Source organism: Nitrosopumilus sp. b1, from assembly GCF_014078545.1.
Taxonomy (GTDB): Archaea; Thermoproteota; Nitrososphaeria; order Nitrososphaerales; family Nitrosopumilaceae; genus PXYB01.
Genome location: NZ_MU078713.1, coordinates 1 through 21649, shown reverse-complemented (window position 1 = coordinate 21649; position 21649 = coordinate 1). Strand labels below are relative to the sequence as shown.

Genomic DNA, 21649 nt, shown 5'->3' with positions numbered 1-21649 from the left:
CATCGATGATATATTGACAAAAATTGCCGTAATAGCGGGAAACTCATCAGAAGATCTTGCAAAGAAAATTGCAAAAAAGATACATGCACAATTTGTTAAAACAGAATTAAAATTATTTCCAGATGGGGAAAGCAAGATCACATTAAAGAAAATTCCAAAAGCTGAGCATGTTATTGTAGTACAGTCAACCTATCCTCCAGTTGATACCAATCTGATTCAAGCGTTATCATTGATCTCACATTCACAGCAATTTTCAAAAAAAATCACCTTGATAATTCCATACATGGGCTATGCAAGACAGGATAGAGAATTTCTTCCTGGAGAAATAATCACTATGAGAGTGCTAGCAAAATTATTCAAAGCAATCGGAGTTACTAACTTGATTGTAGTAGATATTCACAGTCTAATTGGTCTAAAGCATTTCAAAATCACAAAACAAAATGTATCGGCAATTCCCGATCTTGCAATGTATTTTAAAAAACTAAAGCTGAAAGACGTTCTCGTGGTGTCGCCTGATCAAGGTGGAAAAGAGAGAGCAAAGAAATTTGCAGAGAATCTCAAAGTTGAGCATATTGCTCTATCAAAGAAGCGAGATAGAAAAACTGGAAAGGTGCAAATTATCAATTCAAAGTTAAATCATGTAGTAGGAAGAGATCTGATTCTTGTAGACGATATGATTAGTACAGGAGGTAGTATTATCAAGGCTGCAGAATTCTTAAAAAAGCAAAAATGCGGAAAAATTTACGTTGCATGTACTCATGCTTTGTTGATAAATGACGCTGAGGCACGTATCAAGAAAGCTGGTGTCACACGGATAATTAGTACAAACACAATTCCAGGCAACACATCGATAGTAGATATTTCAAATACTATTGCAAAGGCAATGGTATAATGCCAGAGAGCTTTTTCATAGTCTCTAAAGATAATTTGGAATTAGCTACAGACGAAGTAATCTCAATTGTAAGATCCTATGATAGATTTGCAAAGACTCAGGTTTTTTCAAATATTGTAATTATTCAATCAACTATTCCATGGCAAACAATAGCCAGACGAGCAACCTTTGTAAAAATTGCAGGTCTATTACTCAGAAAATTATCAAATTTATTTTTAGATGAAGATAGTTATCTGTTGTTACAAAATTCATCAACGTTTTCATGTCGTGTGATAAATCTTTCATCAGATTCATCCGATACGACGGAATTAGAAAGAGCTATGGGAAGTATGATTTCAAAATTTTCCCAGTCAAAAGTATCACTAAATGATCCTGACGTAGTCGTTTATTTGATCTTTACAGAAGATCAAGCATTCTTTGGTTTTTCTCCGAAATTTGTCAAGGATGAAAGACCAAAAAAAGTTAGAGGTCATCCCCATGAACTTGATTGGAAGTTGTGTAGAGCTATGATTAATCTGTCGGGAATAAAAGAGGATGAAACTATTTGTGATCCATTTTGTGGAACAGGGACCACGCTATTAGAGGCAAGTAGTATGAAGATAAACTCTATCGGTATTGATTTTGATAAGAAGATGTGCGATGTTTCAAGAGAAAATATTAAAGCTAATGGATTCAAATCAGAAATCTATAATGAGGATTTTAGCTATATGGATAAAATTGTAGATTCATTTGATGGAATTGTAACTGATATTCCTTATGGGAGAGCATCAAAAACATCTGAAGGTCCAGAGAAATTGCTTGAAAAACTAGTTAGTAAGATCCCGAAAAGAAAGAAGGTTGCTATAATGTGTAAGAAAGGAACAGAAAAGAATCTAAAATGGAATTTTGCAAAGCGATATGAAATCTATAGGCATAAAAGTTTGACAAGGGTAATTTTGGTAAAATGAAATTAGTTTTCTTGGGAACATCTGCAGCGCAACCTACGGAAAGGAGGGGATTATCATCAATTTGTCTAGAGAGAGATGGAGAGATATTGATGTTTGATGCTGGAGAAGGAAGCCAAGTTTCCTTCTTAAAGTCAGGTTTAGGATGGAATAAACCAATGAAGATTTTTGTAACTCATCTTCATGGAGACCACTGCTTAGGAATTTTGGGTCTGATCCAAACAATGACATTGCAGCATAGAACAGAAAAGATAGAGATTTTTGGTCCAAAAGGAATTGATGAGTTTTTATCAGCAAACATTAAGATTCTGAATTTTGGTTTGTCGTTTCCCATTATGGTTGCAGTAGTAGATGAAGGAATAGTTGTGGAAGAGAAAGGATACCATGTTTCAGCATCAAATGCGTTGCATTCTACACCTGCATTTTCATTTGTTTTTCAAGAAAAAGATAAGCCGGGAAGATTTTTTCCTGAAAAAGCATTAGGACTTGGTATACCAGAAGGAGAGCTCTGGCATAAGTTACAATCTGGAGAAAGCATTAGCATTAATGGAAAAACATTCAAACCATCAGACGTCTTGGGAGAAAAAAGATCTGGTAAAAAGATTGGCATATCTGGTGACACAAGACCTACAAAGCAATTAGAAGAATTTTTTAAAAATTGTGATTATCTAACCTTTGACTCAACATTTGATTCAAGCTTACAACAAAAAGCAAATGAAACTTTTCATTCTACAGCATCTGAAGCTGCATTATTAGCAAAAAATGCTAATGTAAAAAATCTAATTTTAACACATTTTTCAGCAAGATATAGTGATGAGACGTTACTAGCAGAAGAAGCCAGAAAAATTCACAGCTCTGTTATAGCTGCTAAAGATCTTTTAGAGATTGAGATAAAATAACATGTTTGATATTATTAAAGACAAGTTAAAAGAAACAAAAAAGATAATCTTTGTTACAGGTGCAGGGATTTCACAAGAAAGTGGTATTCCTACATTTAGGGGTAAAGATGGATTGTGGAGAAAATACGATCCAATGCAACTGGCTACAATAGAGGCATTTTATGAGAATCCAAAGCTGGTATGGGAATGGTATGAAGATAGACGTGGAAATATTCTTTCTGCAAAACCTAATCCAGGTCATTTTGCAATGGCAGAAATTGAAAAATTCAAAGATGTAGTCGTCATGACTCAAAATATTGATGGTCTCCATCAAAAAGCAGGAAGTTCCAAAGTACTAGAGCTTCATGGAAGCATTATTAGAATAAAATGTACATCTTGTGACTTTGAAGATGATATTATTACAAAATTTGAAGAGGTTCCTCCAAAGTGCCTATGTGGGAAAATTTTAAGGCCAGATGTAGTATGGTTTGGTGAACCATTACCACAAAAAGTTTGGAGAGAGGCAATGATTGAGTCAAGTAAATGTGATATTATGATAATTGCCGGAACCTCGTTAGTGGTTTCTCCAGCAAATACTTTGCCAATTTATGCAAAACAGAATGATGCGATGTTAATAGAAATTAATCCAGAGGAAACAATAATGTCATCTCAGATGGATTTATCCATAAGAGATACTTCATCAAATATTTTGCCAAAGCTTCTGACGTATATTCAGTCTATCCAGAACTAAAAACGCCATTAATGGATGAATCTGTATTTCCTGCGGGATTAAAAGCTGATGCGGAGATCTTTCCATGATCAGCGTGATCAACTATCATGTCAATAAAATGTGGCGTGTTTGCAGCGTCTAGCACAGTAGCTTCAAAGCTTGATGAGAAGAATTGTCCAGTGAATAATATTTTTTGTTCATTTCTCATTGTTACAGTAACGCTCAGAGTTTTTCCTGATGTGTCTTTGTATTTCAGCTTGACAGTATCATCTGGCTGTTTTTCTGTAATTAGGGATAATGTTTCATAAGAAATAGTTTGAGTTTGTGGGGTTGTTACAACAGTTGGTGCATTAGTTGTGGATGCCGATGGTGAGCCTGCACCATTTGCGTGTCGTGACACTGCAGGTGGAAATTCAGGTTTGTCTTCTAGTTTTCCATGGAATTCGATTTCTTCTAATTCTGCGTCTTCTAATTTGGTTGGAATGATATTTGGAATATTTTGTTTTGAGAGAAATTCTTCAGAGGAGTCTTTTATGTCAGTAATCTTATTGTTGACTGTATTAATTGAAGAGTCAACTGTTCCACCAATTTTTTCAACTGTTTGTTTTGGAACTTCACCTACGTTATTTTCAATGTAATCAACAAGGTTTTGGCCTCCAGGAATTACATCAATAGCACCGGGCATAAACAGAAAGCCTCCTACAACAAGAATAGAACAAACTATTGCTATCTGTACTTTCATTTTCTCTAAACTTTATGGAAATCGTCATTTTACATCAAGACTGAAAATTTTGATCTATTCGGCTTTAATTTTATTGAGTTAAGAGACTAACCAATCGATTATCTCCTGAATACTCTCGGAATACAGATACACCTTGATTGGGCCCAAAGGAGATTCCTCTGCAGTTTCACATAGTGCTACCGTATTTACGAATGCAGCCTGTTTATTGAGATAAAACCAGGTTGAATCATAATCTAGATTTTTTATTAATTGTCGTCTAAAACTGCTTAGACTTTTCCTTGAGTGAAATGTATCTGAAATTTTTTCGATGGTATCAAGATTGATCGAGGTTGCCTTGATTTCTTTTTTAGTGGATTTAATTTTAGAATTTGGTAATACGTTGGTAACAGATAAAATCACTTTATCTGGATCCTCAGATGAATATATTGGACAGTAAGCTTCTATCTTGCATCTAAATGTAGGTGTCTTCATTTATTCAACCAGCTTTTGATAGTGTTGTATGCACGATCAATTAGTTGTTCTATTGATAAATTGTTGTTAGAAATTGTCTCATCGGCAAGTGCTATGGAAGTACTAATTCCTACTCCGAGCTCTCTTGAATCTCTTTCATCAAACTTGCCTCTATTATCAGGATCATCACTTCTTCCTCGCTTTGTCAGAAAATCATAACGTGTATCTGTTGAAGCATGTATGGAAAGAATTTTTAACTTACAAATTTTTTTCAATACCTCGATTTCAGCATTTGATCTGATTCCATCAACAACTATAACATCAGAATTGGATTTCATAATTTGTGGTTCAATTAATTTTGCAATTGCTCCTTGACCATTTTTTTCTCGTAGTTCAAGCATGAGTTTTCCCAAGTTTTGTCCTGTCGGTTCAAGATTTTTTTCCTTGGCTTCTTGACGTACTGCATCACCCATATTGATTATCTCAAATCCTTTTTCATTCAAACCATTTGCAATAGTAGATTTTCCAGCCCCGGGCATTCCAGTTAGGCATACGATTAGTTTGACCAATTAAGAAAAGTAAATTCGTCTAGTCTATGAAGCTACCGGAAATTATTATAAACAATATATTAAAAAATTCATGATGAGAAGTTTTGTTGCCATAGAAATAATTAGTAAAGAGATAATTGATTCAATAAAGAAAATACAGTCAGAATTTAACATCAATGCAAAACCTGTTGAAATTAAAAATATTCATTTTACATTACAGTTTTTGGGAGAAATTGATGAAAATAAATTAAATCAAGTAAAGGATGCTTTAGAAAGAATTAGTTTTGAGTCCTTTGATGTGACATTTACAAATATGGGAGCATTTCCTAAAGCAAAATTCCCCAGAGTGGTGTGGATTGGAGTTGATGAAGATTCTGGGAAAAATCTCATAGAATTGGCAAAAAAGGTTGAGAGTTCACTATCACCTTTAGGATTTTCTAGTGATAAACCATTTACCCCTCATGTTACAATCTTTAGAATTAAAAACAAGCCAAATGATATAACAGAAGAATTGAAAAGATACAAGAATGTACGTTTTGGAATTCAAAATGTAAAAAATTTTAAATTAAAAAAAAGTGAGTTAACTCCTTCTGGTCCAATTTATTCTGATTTACAAGTGGTGTCAGCAAAACCATGAATCAGATTTTAACAACAGCACGCAAGAGTGTAATTCCTACAAAAAAACTTGAAAATGAAAAAAACTCAGTTGCAAAACTTGCGTTTGAGCTTGTAATCTCTCAAATAAAAAAACATTCTGAAATTCTTGATGTTGAGTTTGGCGGATCTTATGCCAAAGGCACTTGGATATCTGCAGAACAAGGAGGCGATATTGATATTTTTATAAAATTCAAAAAAGAAACTACAGAAAAAAAATTCATAGAAATATCGAAAAAGGTAGGATTTCAAGCACTAAAAAAATTTCATCCGTATGTAAAATATTCAGACCATCCTTATGTCGAAGCAAAAATAAAGACAACTAAAGTAAATGTAGTTCCCTGTTACAATGTAGAGAAAGGAGAATGGAAATCAGCTGCTGATAGAACCCATTTTCATACACAGTTTATGCTTGAATCACTTTCAGGTGAAATGAAAAACGATGTAAGATTGCTAAAGAAATTTTTGATGAATAACGGAATCTATGGTGCTGAAATTGCAAGACAGGGATTTAGTGGATATGTAGCTGAAGTTCTCATTTGGAACTTTGGAAGTTTTGAAAATGTTCTAAAAGAATTTGCTAAAATCAGTGTAGGGCAGATTATTGGAAAAGCTACAAAAGAGTTTGATACTGTAATTTCTATTTTGGATCCTATTGACGGAAATAGAAATTTAGCTGCTGCCATATCAGAAGAAAATATAGGAAAATTTGTTCTCGCAAGTAGGGAATTTCTAAAAAAACCATCAATGCATTTCTTTAGATCAAGAAAAAGACGAGTAAAGAGTGAGATTCTCAAAAATATTGTTATTGTTAGATTTCAATTCAAAGCTAGAAGTCCGGATATAATTTGGGGACAGATTAAGCGTGCATCAAGTGCTCTAAACATGCAACTAAAACTTGCAGGATTCAAAGTGATAAGAAATGCTGCAATTACAGATGAGGCTAATGATGCCTCATTAATTTTCTTACTTGATTCGGTGATAATTCCAGAATTATTTGTAAGAGAAGGACCAGAATATTTCAATGAAAGTGATGCAACAAGTTTTATTAAAAAAAATAAAAAGACTAGCAAGTTGTTATGGGTTGCAAGCAACAGAAGAGTTTGTTCTCTAGATAATAGAAAACATAATGAAGCAAAGAAATTTCTAACTTATCTACTATCAAAGAATCTTAGTAATTCTGGAGTTCCTGCAGGAATAAAAAAAGATATTAAAAAATTCAAGATTCTTACAGGAAACATGCACACTAGCAAATCAATTAAAGAGGCAATTGCCGAGATGGCATCAACTGATGAAATCCTCTTTTCTTCCAATTAGCATATTCCAAAAAGAACCGTATTCATCTATACTTGGATATCCAAAAGCTTCCAAGAGACAAATCACATCAAGAATTTCAGAATTAAAAAAACTAGGAATTACAAAAGTATCTTTTCAAGGTCAGACACAAATTGGAAATTTACGAATTTTAGGAAAAGGATACGTAGGTGTTGTTGTCTTGGCAAAAAAAAGGAATAGTCTTGTTGCTCTAAAAATTAGACGGATAGATTCTCAAAGAGATGGAATGAAAAATGAAGCTAGATTACTAAAATCTGCAAACAAGGCCAAAGTTGGACCAAAATTCATTGCCAGCAGTAAAAATTTCATTTTGATGGAGTATCTTAATGGAGAAAAGGTTAGTGATTGGGTTGCATCAGTGAGTGGAAGAGGAGGAGCAGGAAAGATTAAGCAAACAATAAGAAGCATTTTGGAAGAATGCTACAAGCTGGATTCATCCAACATTGATCATGGAGAATTGAGTAGCATTTCTAAACACGTCATAGTTGGTAAAAAAATTACATTGATTGATTTTGAGAGTTCTAGTACAAAACGAAAGGTTTCAAACGTAACTTCTGCGACTCAGGCTATTTTTATTGGCTCTGGAATCTCAAAGAAGGTTGGTCGTGTATACAAAATACCGCCAAGAGAAAAGATCATAGATGCATTAAGAGATTACAAGCACAAAAAAGATCGAAAGAGTTTTGATGATATTTTGAAAGTTCTAAAGGTGTAATGGCTCTTGAAGCTGCAATAAGACATCTAAAAAAGGATTCAAAATTAGCTGAAATTATCTTTAATGTAGGAGCCTGTAAGATTAGAACCACCAGAAACCGGTATGAATCACTTGTTGAGGCGATAATTACTCAGCAATTATCTGGATCTGCAGCAAAATCAATATCTGAGAGATTCAGATTGCTTTATTCTTCTAGGTTTCCTAAACCGATTGATGTTCTAAAGACTTCAGACTCAAAATTAAAAAAGACTGGTTTATCACAGATGAAAGTTTCTTACATTAAAGATCTTTCAAAGAAAATCTCTTCTAAAGAATTGCAATTAAACAAGATGCGAAATTTGTCAGATGAGCAAGTTATTGAAGAATTGATACGGGTCAGAGGCATAGGAAGATGGACTGCAGAGATGTTTCTAATATTTTCATTGGGTAGATTAGATGTCTTGCCTGTTGGAGATTTGGGTTTAAAAAAAGGAATTAAGAGATTGCATAATCTAAAAGAACTGCCATCTGAGGATAAGATGAAAAAAATTGCTGAAAAGTGGAGACCTTACAGAACGATTGCCACATGGTATCTTTGGAAAAGTCTGAACAATTTTGATGAGATAGGTTAGCTTTTTTAAAATAAAAAAAGGAAATGAATTACATTTTAACAAACTGGTTGTCTAAAAGTAATTCAAGTGCAGTATAGTCGTACTCAGAAACAAAGTTGGAAGCATCAAGATCTGTCTCTCTTTGTATGAACAGTTCTTTTTGCTCATCCCATGTTTCGTCAGTTATTGCAGAAATCACGGTTCCTTCTGATACCAAAATTATCATGGTGTGAGGAGTGAGTTCGGGAGTAAGAGCTTGGCCTTCCCTATTTCCAAAGAATCCATGGCTTGATTCAAAGGTTGCTTTGAAGATGTGTTGTGGTGGAATTGATTTTGTGGAACCAACATATTCAGTTTTGAGTGAGTTAATGTCTCCATCAAAAGCAAATGTAGGACTAGTTACCACAAATCTTTGTGCAATTCCAAGTGCATCATATTTTTCTTGGTCTTCCTGGGTTGTAGGTACAATTACTTCTGCACTCTGTGCTGGAATAAAGAATGCTCCGGTAATTCCCACTGCGACAACTGCTATTGTTGCAGCAAGTGCAATTTTTTTCTGTCTTGATTTGTATGACATTTTTTGTCAAATTGCAGATAGCGGGTCAAATTATAACTTTTAATTAAAATCTAGTTTAACCAACTTTTGATAGAAAATTTTGTAACTTTACAATTGTATGATGGTGGGACCGGCAGGATTTGAACCTGCGACCTCTAGCACCCCAGGCTAGCATCATAGCCAAACTAGACGACGGCCCCTTAGAAACAAAACAAAAAAATGAAATTATTAAATCGTGGTATTCTACTGAGAGATTATTGAAAATTTGTTCCATCTGCCATAAAATATCTGCAAGAGATAGTGATCATACTGACTGTGTAGAGAAGAGAAGAATTGAGTTGGAAGATGAAAGCTTTAGACAGCAAATTCCTGAAAAATTAGATATGGCAAAAAACGCCTCTGATTTAGGAATTGAAGTTAAAGCGATTTTAGAACATTTGACAAAAGAGAAAGATCGAAACGAAAAAGCCTAAGATTATCGTTCTTGAGTTGTAGGTCTTACTAACACTTCATTAACACTAACATGTTCTGGAGATTTTACAGCATAAACAATTGCGTTTGCAATATCATCTGCTTGTAAGGCTTCCATTTTTTTGGCACTTTCTACAAAACCACTTAGGGATTCATCAGTAATAGAATCATTTAGTTCTGTAGCAACAACGCCAGGCTCAATACAAGTAACTCTGATTTTTGAGCGAACGCTAAATTCCTGTCTTAATCCCTCACTGAAAGCAGTGATTGCATGTTTTGTTGCACAATAAACACTTCCTGCGGGGAACACTATGCGGCCAGCAACAGATGAGATGTTAACAATATGTCCAGATTTTTTCTCTTTCATATGATTGATTACAGCACCAGTACAATACAGTACACCTTTGATGTTAACATCAATCATTCTATCCCATTCATCCACCTTAAGATTTTTGAAGAAGCTCAAAGGCATTAACCCCGCGTTATTGACAAGAATGTCAACAGAGCCCCATTTGTCTAAAACAGCTTTAACAAAAGAATCACATTCGGATTTTTTTGTAACATCAAGTTTTTGAAAAAAGACTTCTCCGCCGTTTTCTTTAATTTTCTTTGCGAGTTGTTCTAGTCTGTCAGTTCGTCTTGCACCAACAGCAACTTTAACGCCTTCTTTTGATAAAGCAAGTGCTGTGGCATTTCCAATTCCACTGCTTGCGCCTGTAATAATTGCAACTTTATCTTTTAACATAATCTTCTTTCAGTTTCAATCTGCATGGTAAATATGTTTTCGTGATAACCGTTAGAGAATTTATTAAATGAAAAGTTGTACAGTGTTCTATGAAGCCAGAAAACTGTGCTTATTGTGGTGACTTGACAGACATGCCATTTGAGTGCAATTACTGCAAGGATCCTTTTTGTTCCGAACATAGGCTTCCAGAAGAACACAGGTGTGTAAAATTAACTCAGATTAGAGCTAAAAGATTTGGGCAGAAACGAGTGATAAGAGATGGCGGTCCCAACAAGCCTGGTTTTTTCAAGAGAATGTTTGGCAAGTTCAAAGATTAGTATGGAGATTTATCGGGTGAAATTTTTGCTCTTCTTCCTTGATAAATAAGTGCAATAGCTAGCGCAAACATCACCATCGCAGTTAATGGAAAGTTTTCCGGAGCAGGTAAAATGAACCAATAATAAATTCCAAATCCAATTGATACTGCAGCTTGCACCCAAAGTTTTATCCACTTGGGAGATTTTACTAGTCTACTAATCCCCTCAACAATGAAAATACCAATCACAGGATAAACTGTATAAAAAAGAAAATCAATAACATCGACTCCGGTATGTGACATGAAACTTTACTGTATTAGGATAATTTCTATCTAATCATCTACTCTAATCTTTACAGCAATTGATTTTGAGATTAGTGCTTGGGCATTTTCATAGGGAATAGTAGCAACGTCCTCAGTTTTAAACGGGCCATATTTTTCAAGATCAACTCCAACAATAGAGTCCATCTCTTTGAGGAATCGTACTGTTATAGATTTAGTCTTGTGTTTTTGTGCAATGGATTCAAGGAGTTTGGATTTACCATTTAGTGTTGCAGAAACTATCATCTCTTGTCGATCTCTCATTTCGTCTTCAGAGTCTAAGATGTATTTTTCCTCATCAAGTAAGTTTGAATAATCAATAGGAATTGAGCTTAATGCTTTCTCTAATCTTGCAGTTATCAGAATGGTAGTTAGTTCGGTAACCATTTGGACAAGTTTGGATTTAATTTTAGCTTCTGTACTGTCATATTCTTCTCTCTTTAGTTTTCCAATAAATTCTGAAATAGATGTGTAAAGTTCTGGGTTTACTTCTTGTACAGTGTCATTTTCAGTTTCTCGTTGGGTTATTCCAAACAATGTAGTGAGATCTATTTCTATTGTTTCAGACATGGCTTACCTAACTCTTAAATGGGCGGATGTATTTGTGTAGCTGTTAGGAACTAAATTGCCGTATAAAGTTAGCCACGGAAAAGCGATCCAGATTAAATATTCTCCTGACGAGGTCTTTTCAAAAATTCAGCATGAAGACATCAAGTTTGTTGATTTACAGTTTACAAGTTTGATGGGCAGGTTCCACCATACAACAATTTCGGCAAATACCTTTACTCCTGAACAGATGCAAGATGGATTACCCAAGCTTGATGGTTCTTCAATTGTGGGTTTTACTAGCATAGATGATTCAGATTTAATTTTAAAACCAGATCCAAATACCTATGCTGTTATCCCCTGGATGACAGAGAACAAGACAGCAAGGTTACTGTGTGATGTTTACTGGGGAGAAGATAGAGGAAGATTATCAAGAGACCCAAGGGGCATTGCACAAAATGCTGAAGCGTATCTAAAGACTCAGGGCTATGATTATAGTGCATGGGGACCTGAAGTAGAATTTTTTGTATTTGATAAAATTCATTGGGATGTTCTTACACCATACAAAGGCCAATCATACTCAATTGAATCAGTTGAAGCTCCTTGGAGTCAGGAAGGAACAGGCTATCCAATGGGATTACAAGAGGGATATTACCCAAGTACCCCTTCAGACACACTTACACCATTTAGAAACGAATGTGTAAATGTACTAAACGAGAATTTTGGAATTTTATGTGACAATCATCACCACGAAGTTGCAACAGCAGGTCAATGTGAGATTGACATTCGATATGACTACTTGACAAATGCAGCTGATGCAACGCAATCATACAAATTCATAATCAGAAACATAGCAAAGAAATTCGGCAAGGTTGCAACAATGATGCCAAAACCCATTTCAATGGATTCTGGTTCTGGTATGCACTCAAATGTCAGTTTATGGAAAGATAAGAAGAATATCTTCTTTGATGCAGATGAAGAAGATGAGCTAAGTCAAGCTGGAAGATACTTTTGTGGAGGAATTTTAGAACACGCAAGAGCTCTTTGTGCAATTACCAATCCTACTACAAACTCTTACCACAGATTAGTTCCAGGATACGAAGCTCCAGTTTACATTGCATGGAGTGGAAGTAATCGTTCTGCAATAGTTAGAATTCCAAAACATTTCAAGGGTGCGGGATACTCATATCTAAAGAGATTAGAGTATAGAGCGCCTGATCCATCAGCAAATCCCTACCTTGTATTTTCTGCTGTATTAGCTGCTGGTCTTGATGGACTAAAGAAGAAGAAAGAACCAGGAGATCAGGTTAAAGAAGATATTTTCAAGATGACAAAAGCTGAGCGCATAAAGAGAGGAATCGGTGTGCTCCCAGCTAATTTAGGTGAAGCATTAGATGAGTTGGAGAGTGATAGAAAGTTCCTTACTCCTATTTTTACTAATGATGTCATTGATAAGATAATCGAGTTGGAGAGAAGAGACCACAAAGAGATCTCAATTAGGCCTCACCCACACGAATTCTATTTGTATTTTGATGTATAGTTAGGCTCTTCCAGTCAACTGAAAAATGTAAGCAAGTGATATCGCAATTAAACCAAATCCTCCTCCAAGATAGATTCCTCTCCTCTTGTCTGAAGTAGCAGCTTTGTACACAAGTACTCCTCCTGCAAGCCCTACAAAAAGCACCAAGACGCCGATAATAACACTGTCAAATGGAGCTCCAGTAATCAAAGGATGGAAAAATCCCGACAATAATGCAAAGAAGATTGCAAGGTAGACATACTTGATTCCAGTTATTGTACGAGAAGCAGTCTTGCTCAATGGTTTTCGTAAATTATGTCATCAAATAAACTTTTGAGAATTCCTAATTGGAATCTACATCATTCCGCCCATATCAGGCATTCCACCCATTCCAGGTGGCATTCCTCCCATTCCACCCATTCCAGGTGGCATTCCGCCTTCAGCGCCAGGTGGAGGTCCGGCAGATTTTGTTGTGGATACAACATCATCAATTCTTAGAATCATACAAGCAGCTTCTGATGCAGCTGATACAATTTGATTTTTAACAGAAAGTGGTTCAATAATATCACTGGATTTCATATTAGCAATCTTTCCTTTCATTACATCAATGCCAGTCCATTTTTCTCCTTTAAGTTGTCTTGAACGTAATGCGGTTAGAGTATCGATTGGATCCATTCCTGCATTTTCAGAAAGTGTTAGTGGAATTGCTTCTAATGCGTCTGCAAATTTTTCGACTGCTAGTTGTTCTCTACCTTCAAGAGATTTTGACCAGTTTCGTAATTTAGTTGCTGCATATGTTTCAGGTGCACCGCCACCAGCGACAATTGATGGTTCTTCCATTACGTCTTTTACTACCATGACAGCATCATGTACTGATCTGTCAACTTCATCAACAACTCTTTGAGAACCACCTCTTAGTAAGAGGGTAACAGCTTTTGGATGTTTACATCCCTCAATGAAGACCCAACGATCCTCTTCGATCTTTCTCTCTTCTACAGTTTCTGCTGTTCCAAGATCTTTCTCAAATAGGTCATCTAAGTTAGTAACAATTCTGGCACCCGTTGCTTTTGCAAGTTTAGTAAGATCACTTTCCTTAATTCTTCTAACAGCTAAAACTCCTGCTTTAGCAAGATAGTGTTGTGCCATATCATCAATGCCTTTTTGACATAGAACTGCGTTTGCACCAGAGGCAATAACTTTGTCAACCATATTTTTTAGCATTCTGTTTTCTTCATCCAAAAATGCTTTCATTTGTTGAGGGTTTGAAATGTTAATCTTAGCATCAGTCTCAGTCTTGCTGATTTCAAGTGCAGTGTTGATTAATGCAATTTTTGCATCAGTAACTTTCTTTGGCATTTGACCATGAACTACTTCTTTATCCAGTACAATACCTTGAATCAGGGCAGAGTCTCCAATTGATCCTCCAGCCTTCTTTTCAACTTTAATATCATCAATATCTACAGAGTATGACTCGCCTTCTTTTTCAGCAACTGCCAAGACTGCTTTTACAATCATATCAGCGAGTAAATCAGAATCTTTTCTAACAAGTTTAGTTTGCATTGATGTTTTTGCAATTTTGTTTAGTATGTTTTTATCATTAGGGGAAACCTTGTCAGCAATTTCTTGCAAGTAATGTTTTGCCTTTTTTGCTGCCTTTCGATATCCATCAACAATAATTGTTGGATGAACGTCTTGAAGAACTAGAGATTCTGCACTCTCCAACAGAGCTCCTGCCAAGACAACTGCTGATGTGGTACCGTCTCCAACCTCATTATCAGTAGATTTTGAAATTTCAACCAGCATCTTTGCTGCTGGGTGTTGGACATCAATCTCTTTGAGAATTGTTGCGCCGTCATTTGTAATTGTAACATCACCTAGAGAATCTACTAACATCTTGTCCATTCCACGTGGACCCAAACTTGAGCGGACTAGTTCTGAGACAATTTTGCATGCTTGAATGTTATTTTTTTGAGCCTCACGACCTTTGGTTTCAGATGCTCCATCCTTTAACAGGACTACTGGCATGTTTCCTTTTGCAATTTGTCCACTCATGGCCCAAAGACCTCGTATTCCCTTTTTATACGTTGTTTAGATCAGCAGACATACAAAAAAATAATCGGTGTTTTTAAATTGGGAAAATAGTTTGCCAGAGCATGGCTGAGACTGCTAACAAAAAATCCTATAAGAAAATCTTCTCACAATTAAAAGACCATAACAAGTGGTTTGAGAACTCTATTCCACTTATTGCTAGTGAGAATGTTCCAAGTCCGGCAGTAAGGGAGGCCATAATATCGGACTTTGGGAATAGATATGCAGAAGGCTGGCCAGGAGAGCGAGTTTATGCTGGATGTATCTACATTGACGAAGTCGAATTTGAATGCATGAAGCTTGCAAAGAAGCTTTTCAAAGCTGAATTTGCTGATGTTAGAGCGATTTCAGGAGTAGTTGCAAATCTTGCAATATACTCTGCATTTACAAATCCTGGAGATGTAATGCTTGCTCCATCAATTCCTGCAGGTGGCCATATCTCTCACGGAAAGAAAGAGCACTCTGGTACTGCAGGTTTAGTTCATGGTTTAGAAATTGAGTTTTACCCATTTGATGCTGAAGAGATGACTATTGATGTTGATAAAACAATACAAAAAGTGGAAGAGCTAAAAAAATTAGGACGACTTCCAAAGATGGCAATGTTTGGTGGCTCATTGTTTTTGTTTCCTCACCCGGTAAAGGAACTAGCGGAGTTTCTTAAAGGACATGGCATGCATGTTAATTATGATGCAGCACATGTAGCAGGCTTGATTGCTGGTGGAGAATTTCAAGATCCTTTACGAGAGGGAGCTGATACCATGACAATGAGTACTCACAAGACATTATTTGGTCCCCAAGGTGGATTGGTCTTAGGTTCTGAAAAACATGGAGATGCAATCAAGAAAGCTACATTCCCGGGTCTTACAAGCAGCCATCACATTCATCACATGGCAGCTAAAGCAATTACATTTGCTGAGGCATTAGAGTTTGGAAAAGATTATGCTAAGGACGTGATAAAGAATGCAAAGATTCTTGCAGAATCACTTAGTGGATTTGGTTTTAAGGTTCTTGGTGAGAGTAGAGGTTTTACAAAATCTCACCAAATTGCTGTAAATGTTTTAGATTATTCAGATGGTGGAGAGGTTGAAGCTAATTTGGAAAAAGCAAACATTATTGTCAACAGACAATTAATTCCAGGAGACATTAAAGCTGGTAGAAACTATTTCCACCCTGGAGGAATTAGATTGGGAGTATCTGAGATTACCAGATTAGGAATGAAAGGTTCTGAGATGAAAGAGATTGCGTCATTTATCAAACAGGTCGTTATTGACAAGAAAGATCCTAAGAAGATTTTACCCAAAGTAAAATCATTGAGAAAAGATTTCCAAAAGGTGCATTATTGTTTTGATAAAAAACTTGGTGCGTATGAATACGTAAAATTACGTTAGTTGTAATCGGTTAACAAAGCCTGATCTCCATCACTTTTACCAAATACAAGCTCAATTTCATCAGATAATGCATGTATTCGTCCTCTTTGATAAACACTCACTTGGTATTTGTCAACCAATCTTTTTGCAAGTTTTAGATATTTTTCAATGGATGCTCTCGTTATAGTCTGAATGACCCTGTTTCCACAAATACAATGCTGTAGCAGAGGTGTTCTTCTGTAATTACGTCCACAAGCAGTACAGCGAAAACTCTGTCTTGCATAGGCTCTTAGATTTCCCATAATATCTGGCACCAAGTGTGTTGAAATTACATTTGATACAATTTCAGTAGTATCCACTGCCTCAATGAGATCAGCATTTCTTATTTGCATGTCAAATTTGTCCAACATTGAGCCCAGAGTAGAATATGCACTTCTTGATTTGCTTGTCGTTAAGCTAGAAGTGGAGTGTGTAAAATAATAGTTAAAGAATTGCTCTTCGGTATCAAGTCTTGATTTAATTATTTCAACAGAGGTGATGTTTGATGCTTTGGGATTATCCATGGTGGAATCAAAGAAAGTTTTTGGAAAATGTTTTACAACTTCCAAATTGTGTGCTTGCGGTTGAGATTCATGTGGCAAAACTAGTGGTTGTATCAAAAGTGGAGCATCCATCAAGCCGCCAATTTTATCAGACAAAAATTGTCTGGAAAAATTAAGGAGGCTGTCCATTAGTAACATGATTGAATCTGCATCGCCATCTGCGTCTCTTCTTTTTGCAGAGTGCCAGTTAGGAGTACCAAAGCATACATGAGTCTCGGTATATCCTATCACTCGTCCAACAATCCCTACAGATGTGTGAGGAGCAAGACCAATTATTAGATGCCCAATTAGTTCATCTGTGTTTTTTACGTTGTAAAATCCTGCACGGTTGTAAAATTTTTCGAGTTCTAAATCGATGTACTTGCAGGTATCAACTAGATATCGTCCACTTTCAAATGGAATGATTACATCCTGCATCATCATCTCAACGATTTGGTCTGAATCAGTCAATGGGTTACCATTAATGTCATGTGTGTATCCAAGCTCATTTAGCTTAGAAATGGATGTGCCAATCCAAGATGGTTTGAAGTGAGTCAAAGGACAGTTTGTAGCATCAAATCGAATTGTGCCATCTTTAAAGACGGTCAGTCCAAGACTTTGCCTAATCAATCCTTTTTCAAGTGGTTCTGCAATTCTGTCTTGATTGATGAGTTCTTTTACTCCTTTGAATGGCTCCTTTGCTCTAAGACCTGTCCTCTCTTGAGCCACTAAGAGCTTCTCCTTTAATGGAAATTCCTGATATGAGTATGCTAGGGTTTTTCTTTTACATTTTTCACAAAATTCTTCTGCAAGTTTTGATCTGCATACAGGGCATACAAAAACGGTGGAAGTTTTGTTTCCGCATTTTTGGCAACGAATTCCAATTGATGGTTCGTTACAATCTTTGCAAAATCTGTTTGAGATCTTTGTGTAAAAATTGGGTGAGTTTATGGCCTTTAATAGATCTCTTGTGATTCCGCCCCTCTCATTTACAGGAAATAGAGTATGTATAGGAGGTTTCATTTGTCGTGGTGCTGCTTTTTCAGGTCTTCCAATCCTCACTCCGATGGAAGTAGAAAACTTATTTCGAATTTGGATTCCAGATGACGTTGAAATTACTTTTGGGATTGGCAAGGATTCATCTGGTTCAATCTTATTTCTAAACAACAACGAAAAGAAAACTTCAGCTTCGGTTCCATCTAAAATTATTTTGTTGTTTTGAAGTTTATGTGGAACCCCAAGTTTCTCCAAAGTTTTTTTGCAAGTTGACGAATAAACGATCTGATTGTCTAAAATTTCAAGTGGTTTTAGAACTTGTAGGAATTCATTGTTTGTTATCTGATCCCAATAAAAGAGATATTTTGGATGTAGTGGGATTTTGAATTGGATTGATAGCTCTAATGCTTCATCTAATGAGGGAATTTCTTTGAGAAACTTTTCTAACCTGTCCTTATCAGATTCGTATTTTTTTATAATTTCTTTTAGTTCTTCATTCCAGTATTCTTCAACATATCCTGAGGGTACAAGCTGTGCGTTGTTTTCTAAGAAGTCTCCAAATGAAATTAGTACGTCACCAAGATGAAGAATTTTTTCAATTTCATTTTTGATTTGAATTCCATGTTGAATATTTGAAATTTTTACTACATCGCCATTCTTTAATCGAACTATAGGTGTTTCAATAGAGTCAACAAATGCTACAGTAGCTCCTTTACCAGGCATGTCAATTTTTACTTGTGTGCCAACGGCAATAGTGTGATCTAAAATTTCAGCAATTACTGGATGAAATCCAATACATGCAAACCCCGTATTACATGCTCGTCCATATCTTAGCCTAAATCCTCCCAATCTGTTTGGCATGGATAGCACAGATCTTCCTGTAATAACTTCACGCATTCTTTTTGAGGCAGCATCTTCTTGACTGTCTCCAGTTTGGATAGCTCCCTTGAGATCATTAAGCCATTCCCAACCATCCAAGTTGTACTGCTCAATTCTTTTTACTAGTTTTTTTGCTCTACCAATTAATCCGTCATTTAGAACCCTAAGTGCACCGCCTCGAACCCTATCTGTCTTGATTCTTACCATTCCTTTGTGATTTACTACTTCAAATGGATCCGTATCAACTCCATCAAGCTCAACTGGGAGATTTGAGATTACAGTTACAATATCTTCATCAAGAACATGAAATTGGAAACTGCTTGCTTCGCGTTCATAAATTCTTAATTCCTCTACAAATCTTCCAGTTTCATCATCAAATGAGTTTGCTTGGTATCTTGATAGGTTAGCTGCTTTTCTTACATGATCTGCTATAAGCATTGTAACAGCAGACTCTGTACCGCCAGCTGATCTCATCGGACCAGCTATAGATACAGAAAGATATTCTGTTCCATCTTTGTTTTTCTTTATTTTTACTTCAGAAATTCCTTGGAGTGGAGCTATTGTCACACCCTCTGTTACTATTGCCAGTCCAACCCTTACTGCAAGGTCCAGCCTCTCCTCAAGTGTAGAATCTGGTGGGAGGTATTTCCCAAGTGCTATCTCCTTTGAAAGTAAAAGGGCAGATAGTTCTTTACCATTTGTTTTTAGCAGTTCCCTTAGTGGCTCTGAAATATCAATATCGTGCATTTTTGCAACACGGTCTGCAAGGTCAAATGCAATTTTTGGCTCAATCATTCCAGAAGAATCAACTAGGGATGATTTTGCCAATGCTGCGCTTTCAAAAATTCTGTATGCTTCGTCTGATAGTTCAGAATAGTATTTCTGATAATTATGAGGCATTTTAAGGCCTTTAATGCGTAAAATTGCGTCGTTTTCTGACATTTAACGTCCTATTTTTTAGCAGTTTTCATTGCTTTTGAGATTTCGGTCAACTTGCTTAGTTTGCCTCCTTTTTCCAACAAGGTCCCAATCACCAAAGCGTCTGCTCCTGCTTCGACCAAACTTTTGGCTGTTTTTGCATCCTTTATTCCTCCTCCAACGATAAGAAAACCGTTAAAGAGTTTCCTTACAGTTTTGACCATATCAGGTTGAACTGTAGTCTTTGCTCCTGACCCAGCTTCAAGATAAACAAAACGCATTCCAAGAAATTGTGCTGCAAGCGCATAGGCTGCAGCAATCTTTGGTTTTTCAAAGGGAATACCACGTGCAGAACCGACAAACCAGGCTGATGTGCCATCACCTATCACAAGATATGCTGTAGGAAGGGGTTCTAATCCAAATTTTAGTACGCTTGGAGCGCCTAATGCCTGGGCTTGGGTAATAAAATATGGGTTTTCAGAGTTCATTAATGAGCTAAACAAAATGGCGTCGGCCTCTGGGACAACACCAGTAACATTCCCAGGGAATAATATTATTGGAATTTTTATTGATTTTTTAATTGTCTTTACTATTTGAGACATTTCTATTTGATCAGTAGCAGAAGATCCTCCAACCAGTATGGCAGAAGCCCCTATCTTCTCTACCTGTTTTGCTAGGTTTGCTGAAGAGTTTTGATTAGAAATTTCTGAATCTATAAGTACGAATAGTAATGCTTTCTTTTTCTTTAATTCTGAATTTAGGTATGATTCTACCTTGATTTTGGTCATAACTCAGGTTTGATATGAGCTCTTTAAAGTTTAATTGGAATGCTGTATACAGATTTGTATAGCTTTGGCAGACATTGAAGAGTCTAAATTTAATAGAATTATTGAGAAAATTATCAAAAAATCGTTGTTTACTGAGCGACAAATTGAAATTATTTTAAATCATAAGAATCTTCTAGAATCAGAGTTTAGAATTAGTAAAGGTGCGTATTATCGACAATTAGGCCAATCTAGGCAGAAATTAATGAGTTTCTACTATTCTATTGTGTTACTTCGTGGTTTAGGCATACTTCTTCCTGATGATATTGATGTGATGTCAAGACTAGCACAACAGGTTTCTGTGATAAAAGATAGTGATGTTTTCCCAGAAAGAGAGGATGAAGTCATGATGGTGATAGACAGGCTCATTCGGCAGGCGTGTAGTGTGTGATTTCCAATCACCATTTAGTTTGATGTAGTAACATATGATGTGATGATTTGTATGATGTGTAAGTTATCTATTTGGTGAAATTATGTTGTTCTATCACGATAAATCACAATCCACGCCTAAATTATGTGATGTTAGTAGAAATTCCTGATCCAGAAGTGATTTTGAGTGGAATTGTTGCATTTTTGGTAGGTTTGTTTGGGTTGTATTTGTATTATAAAATTAAACCATATGTAAATTTGAAGAAAAATACGCTTGATCCATCATATGTTGAACGTTTAGAGTACTATGAAAGGCAGTTAATTGACATGAAAATACGCATGGATGCTATTGATATGGAGTCATTAAGTGTAAAAATGCCTGAATCCTCTCCACAGATTAAGGATTTTAGTAAAAATACACAGCAAGATGTGCCTAAACCTGAGCCTGTAGTTGACATCAAGCCAGCCAGCCACCAAAAACAGGAAATTACGCCTAATTTACCACATGGTGATGTGACAGAGTATGTCTTGAAGCTAATCACAAGCAAACCTATGACATCACGTGATATTCAAGTCACAATTGATAGGACTAGGGAACATACTTCTAGATTGATGAAGAAGTTATTTGATGACGGATATGTTGATCGTAACACCAACACAAAACCCTACACATATTCAATTACTCCAAAAGGTAAA

General features: G+C 36.0%; 25 protein-coding genes and 1 tRNA gene. 14 read left to right on the top strand and 12 right to left on the bottom strand.

The features are described from left to right. The first annotated feature begins 13 nt into the window (after positions 1 to 13). From C6988_RS02695 to C6988_RS02680, 4 genes are read left to right on the top strand one after another with little or no spacing between them, the layout of a single operon-like run. Positions 14 to 892, top strand: a complete 879-nt coding sequence (locus C6988_RS02695) for a ribose-phosphate diphosphokinase (protein WP_182133356.1) — start codon at positions 14 to 16, stop codon at positions 890 to 892. Next, positions 892 to 1839 (top strand): DNA methyltransferase, encoded by a 948-nt coding sequence (locus C6988_RS02690; protein WP_182133354.1) that lies wholly within the window; start codon positions 892 to 894, stop codon positions 1837 to 1839. Before C6988_RS02695 ends, C6988_RS02690 begins: the two co-directional genes overlap by 1 nt. Beyond that, positions 1836 to 2735, top strand: a complete 900-nt coding sequence (rnz, locus tag C6988_RS02685; RefSeq protein ID WP_182133352.1) for a ribonuclease Z — start codon at positions 1836 to 1838, stop codon at positions 2733 to 2735. The genes C6988_RS02690 and rnz overlap by 4 nt, the downstream gene beginning before the upstream one ends. Position 2736: 1 nt before the next feature. After that, positions 2737 to 3465, top strand: a complete 729-nt coding sequence (locus tag C6988_RS02680; protein ID WP_182133350.1) for an SIR2 family NAD-dependent protein deacylase — start codon at positions 2737 to 2739, stop codon at positions 3463 to 3465. Here C6988_RS02680 and C6988_RS02675 read toward each other — a convergent pair. The 3 genes from C6988_RS02675 to C6988_RS02665 all read right to left on the bottom strand — a co-directional run bounded on the left by C6988_RS02675 (position 3452) and on the right by C6988_RS02665 (position 5205). Beyond that, positions 3452 to 4186, bottom strand: coding sequence for a hypothetical protein (locus tag C6988_RS02675; protein WP_182133348.1), 735 nt, complete (start codon positions 4184 to 4186; stop codon positions 3452 to 3454). The genes C6988_RS02680 and C6988_RS02675 overlap by 14 nt on opposite strands. A 78-nt stretch (positions 4187 to 4264) precedes the next feature. Beyond that, positions 4265 to 4657, bottom strand: a complete 393-nt coding sequence (locus tag C6988_RS02670; protein WP_182133346.1) for an RNA-binding domain-containing protein — start codon at positions 4655 to 4657, stop codon at positions 4265 to 4267. Further along, complete coding sequence (locus C6988_RS02665) at positions 4654 to 5205, bottom strand: AAA family ATPase (protein ID WP_220463399.1); 552 nt, start codon at positions 5203 to 5205, stop codon at positions 4654 to 4656. Before C6988_RS02665 ends, C6988_RS02670 begins: the two co-directional genes overlap by 4 nt. 73 nt (positions 5206 to 5278) lie before the next feature. Here C6988_RS02665 and thpR point away from each other — a divergent pair, with 73 nt between their 5' ends. Genes thpR through C6988_RS02645 form a run of 4 tightly spaced genes read left to right on the top strand, consistent with a single transcriptional unit; the run spans position 5279 to position 8499 of the window. Beyond that, complete coding sequence (thpR, locus tag C6988_RS02660) at positions 5279 to 5821, top strand: RNA 2',3'-cyclic phosphodiesterase (protein WP_182133344.1); 543 nt, start codon at positions 5279 to 5281, stop codon at positions 5819 to 5821. Next, positions 5818 to 7155: a CCA tRNA nucleotidyltransferase gene (cca, locus tag C6988_RS02655; RefSeq protein ID WP_182133342.1), complete on the top strand. Its 1338-nt coding sequence runs from the start codon at positions 5818 to 5820 to the stop codon at positions 7153 to 7155. The genes thpR and cca overlap by 4 nt, the downstream gene beginning before the upstream one ends. Then, positions 7130 to 7888: a serine/threonine protein kinase gene (locus tag C6988_RS02650; protein WP_182133340.1), complete on the top strand. Its 759-nt coding sequence runs from the start codon at positions 7130 to 7132 to the stop codon at positions 7886 to 7888. The genes cca and C6988_RS02650 overlap by 26 nt, the downstream gene beginning before the upstream one ends. After that, on the top strand, positions 7888 to 8499 hold the full coding sequence (locus C6988_RS02645; RefSeq protein WP_182133338.1) for a DNA-3-methyladenine glycosylase family protein: 612 nt from the start codon (positions 7888 to 7890) through the stop codon (positions 8497 to 8499). The genes C6988_RS02650 and C6988_RS02645 overlap by 1 nt, the downstream gene beginning before the upstream one ends. Before the next feature lie 28 nt (positions 8500 to 8527). Here C6988_RS02645 and C6988_RS02640 read toward each other — a convergent pair whose 3' ends face one another. Both C6988_RS02640 and C6988_RS02635 read right to left on the bottom strand, forming a co-directional pair. Next, a complete protein-coding gene (locus C6988_RS02640; RefSeq protein ID WP_182133335.1) occupies positions 8528 to 9055 on the bottom strand; it encodes a hypothetical protein in 528 nt (175 codons plus the stop codon). A 101-nt stretch (positions 9056 to 9156) separates the two neighbouring features. Continuing rightward, a tRNA-Pro gene (locus tag C6988_RS02635) sits at positions 9157 to 9234 on the bottom strand. A gap of 57 nt (positions 9235 to 9291) precedes the next feature. On the opposite strand from C6988_RS02635, the gene C6988_RS02630 reads away from it, so the two are divergent. Then, entirely contained in the window at positions 9292 to 9507 is a 216-nt protein-coding gene (locus tag C6988_RS02630; RefSeq protein WP_182133333.1) for a hypothetical protein, read from the top strand. Between the two features lie 2 nt (positions 9508 to 9509). Here C6988_RS02630 and C6988_RS02625 read toward each other — a convergent pair whose 3' ends face one another. Beyond that, the gene (locus C6988_RS02625; RefSeq protein WP_182133331.1) at positions 9510 to 10250 is read right to left on the bottom strand and encodes an SDR family oxidoreductase; all 741 of its coding nucleotides are present in this window, start codon (positions 10248 to 10250) and stop codon (positions 9510 to 9512) included. Positions 10251 to 10339: 89 nt separating this feature from the next. Between C6988_RS02625 and C6988_RS02620 the strand changes: the two genes are divergently transcribed. Next, complete coding sequence (locus tag C6988_RS02620; RefSeq protein WP_182133329.1) at positions 10340 to 10567, top strand: AN1-type zinc finger domain-containing protein; 228 nt, start codon at positions 10340 to 10342, stop codon at positions 10565 to 10567. Here the strand turns inward: C6988_RS02620 and C6988_RS02615 are convergent. Then, entirely contained in the window at positions 10564 to 10848 is a 285-nt protein-coding gene (locus tag C6988_RS02615; protein WP_182133326.1) for a hypothetical protein, read from the bottom strand. The two genes, C6988_RS02620 and C6988_RS02615, sit on opposite strands and share 4 nt — an antisense overlap. A gap of 30 nt (positions 10849 to 10878) precedes the next feature. Continuing rightward, complete coding sequence (locus C6988_RS02610) at positions 10879 to 11436, bottom strand: DNA replication complex subunit Gins51 (RefSeq protein ID WP_182133324.1); 558 nt, start codon at positions 11434 to 11436, stop codon at positions 10879 to 10881. Between the two features lie 55 nt (positions 11437 to 11491). Between C6988_RS02610 and glnA the strand changes: the two genes are divergently transcribed. Next, the gene (glnA, locus tag C6988_RS02605; RefSeq protein WP_182133322.1) at positions 11492 to 12952 is read left to right on the top strand and encodes a type I glutamate--ammonia ligase; all 1461 of its coding nucleotides are present in this window, start codon (positions 11492 to 11494) and stop codon (positions 12950 to 12952) included. Here glnA and C6988_RS02600 read toward each other — a convergent pair whose 3' ends face one another. After that, on the bottom strand, positions 12953 to 13231 hold the full coding sequence (locus tag C6988_RS02600) for a hypothetical protein (RefSeq protein WP_182133320.1): 279 nt from the start codon (positions 13229 to 13231) through the stop codon (positions 12953 to 12955). Positions 13232 to 13285: 54 nt separating this feature from the next. After that, complete coding sequence (gene thsB, locus C6988_RS02595) at positions 13286 to 14983, bottom strand: thermosome subunit beta (RefSeq protein ID WP_182133318.1); 1698 nt, start codon at positions 14981 to 14983, stop codon at positions 13286 to 13288. A gap of 101 nt (positions 14984 to 15084) precedes the next feature. Between thsB and glyA the strand changes: the two genes are divergently transcribed. Continuing rightward, complete coding sequence (gene glyA, locus C6988_RS02590; protein WP_182133316.1) at positions 15085 to 16407, top strand: serine hydroxymethyltransferase; 1323 nt, start codon at positions 15085 to 15087, stop codon at positions 16405 to 16407. Here the strand turns inward: glyA and C6988_RS02585 are convergent. Further along, on the bottom strand, positions 16404 to 19784 hold the full coding sequence (locus tag C6988_RS02585; RefSeq protein WP_182133314.1) for a DNA polymerase II large subunit: 3381 nt from the start codon (positions 19782 to 19784) through the stop codon (positions 16404 to 16406). The two genes, glyA and C6988_RS02585, sit on opposite strands and share 4 nt — an antisense overlap. 8 nt (positions 19785 to 19792) lie before the next feature. Further along, entirely contained in the window at positions 19793 to 20548 is a 756-nt protein-coding gene (locus tag C6988_RS02580; RefSeq protein WP_182133312.1) for a phosphoglycerol geranylgeranyltransferase, read from the bottom strand. Between the two features lie 64 nt (positions 20549 to 20612). Between C6988_RS02580 and C6988_RS02575 the strand changes: the two genes are divergently transcribed. Both C6988_RS02575 and C6988_RS02570 read left to right on the top strand, forming a co-directional pair. Next, a complete protein-coding gene (locus C6988_RS02575) occupies positions 20613 to 20975 on the top strand; it encodes a hypothetical protein (RefSeq protein WP_182133310.1) in 363 nt (120 codons plus the stop codon). 128 nt (positions 20976 to 21103) lie between these two features. Continuing rightward, on the top strand, positions 21104 to 21649 hold a 546-nt coding region (locus C6988_RS02570), incomplete at its 3' end, for a winged helix DNA-binding protein (RefSeq protein WP_182133307.1).